General features: G+C 44.5%; 2 protein-coding genes and 1 pseudogene. 1 reads left to right on the top strand and 2 read right to left on the bottom strand.

Annotation, left to right across the window (positions count from 1 at the left end; all coding sequences use genetic code 11):
- The coding region (locus A3739_RS04815) for an ABC transporter ATP-binding protein (protein WP_068500524.1) at window positions 1–750 on the top strand (750 nt) is incomplete at its 5' end.
- Window positions 751–847: 97 nt separating this feature from the next.
- On the opposite strand, the gene A3739_RS04810 is transcribed toward A3739_RS04815, so the two are convergent.
- Together A3739_RS04810 and A3739_RS30695 are read right to left on the bottom strand one after the other, a co-directional pair.
- Window positions 848–1,099 carry a TIGR03643 family protein gene (locus A3739_RS04810; RefSeq protein ID WP_068475967.1) on the bottom strand — a complete coding sequence of 84 codons (252 nt, stop codon included), beginning with the start codon at window positions 1,097–1,099 and terminating at the stop codon, window positions 848–850.
- A gap of 72 nt (window positions 1,100–1,171) precedes the next feature.
- Window positions 1,172–1,352: pseudogene (locus A3739_RS30695) on the bottom strand (sulfurase); the annotation flags it as partial.

The raw sequence follows: 1,352 nt of genomic DNA, 5'->3' as shown, positions 1-1,352 counted from the left end.
TCTCTTATTGGTCACTCAGGTTGTGGTAAATCAACGGTACTGAACATTGTTGCAGGCCTGCATCAAGCGACAACTGGCGGCGCTATTTTGGATGGCAAAGAAGTGAATGAGCCAGGCCCAGAGCGTGCAGTTGTATTCCAAAACCACTCTTTATTACCTTGGTTGAGCGTTTACAAAAATGTTGAGCTAGCGGTGAAACAAACAAGTAACGGTCGCAGTAAGGCTGAGATGAAAGACTGGGTGCATCATAATCTTGAATTAGTGCACATGACCCATGCCTTGGATAAATTACCTTCTGAAATTTCCGGTGGTATGAAGCAACGTGTTGGTATCGCACGAGCTTTGGCGATGGAGCCAAAAGTATTGCTCATGGATGAACCTTTCGGTGCACTCGATGCGTTAACACGGGCTCACTTGCAGGATTCTCTTATGGAGATTCATGCCGAGCTTGGTAACACAGTTATTATGATCACGCACGATGTTGACGAAGCTGTTCTATTGTCTGATCGCATTGTGATGATGACTAACGGACCAGCGGCAACGATTGGCGAGATCTTAGATGTGAAACTAGATCGACCTCGTGATCGTTTGGCGTTGGCAGATAATCCTGAGTACAACCACTATCGTCATGAAGTACTTACCTTCTTATATGAAAAACAGAAAAAAGTTGAGTCTGTCGATAAGCATAAGAAAAAAGAAGAGTCTTCTGAGAAGGTCGTTACAGATCAAACCGATTCGAATGCAGCATAGTTGCTGATTGATTCACTCATTACGAGTTTGCTTATCAGAGTAAATTGTCTCGTGTTCTTGCCCACTTTAACGTGGGCATTTTTTTGCCTGTTAATTACTAGCGTTGCTTGTACTGTGTGGAGCAATACCCTCGAGAGATGTCTGGGTTACGGAGTTTCAAATGCTTCGTGGTGCGCGATGACACACGCGTGCGCCAATGACGAAAGCTAGAAGGTTTAAGTTGACGGCGCATGAATCGAATGACTTCCGATTCATTCATGTCATATTGATGTTTGATGGCTTCAAAGGGGGTGCGATCTTCCCATGCCATTTCAATGATTCTAGAGATATCTTCGGCTGATAGAGCCATACACGCCTCGCTCAATTATTTGAAAGGTATACGTGTAGGAATCAAAAGAGGTTTATGATCTATTGCGGGTGTCTAAAACAATTCTCGTTGAAGTTGTGTTACGCGAACTTCATCGCCAATTTTAAGTTCACCGCCTTGAATCACTTTTGCGCAATAGCCGCCTCTGCCATACATCGCGAGTAGAGTCCCTTTCCCCAATGATTTTTCCATACGAGAACAGGGATGGCAGTGCGCGCCTACTTCTACAATCGCA

The sequence above is a fragment of the Oleiphilus sp. HI0067 genome (genome assembly GCF_001635735.1).
This window is presented reverse-complemented; position numbering and strand designations above follow the sequence as displayed.

Excerpts from the sequence above, each read along its gene's own strand:
- A3739_RS04810 (WP_068475967.1), bottom strand. The coding sequence starts at position 1,099 with ATGGCTCTATCAGCCGAAGATATCTCTAGAATCATTGAAATGGCATGG.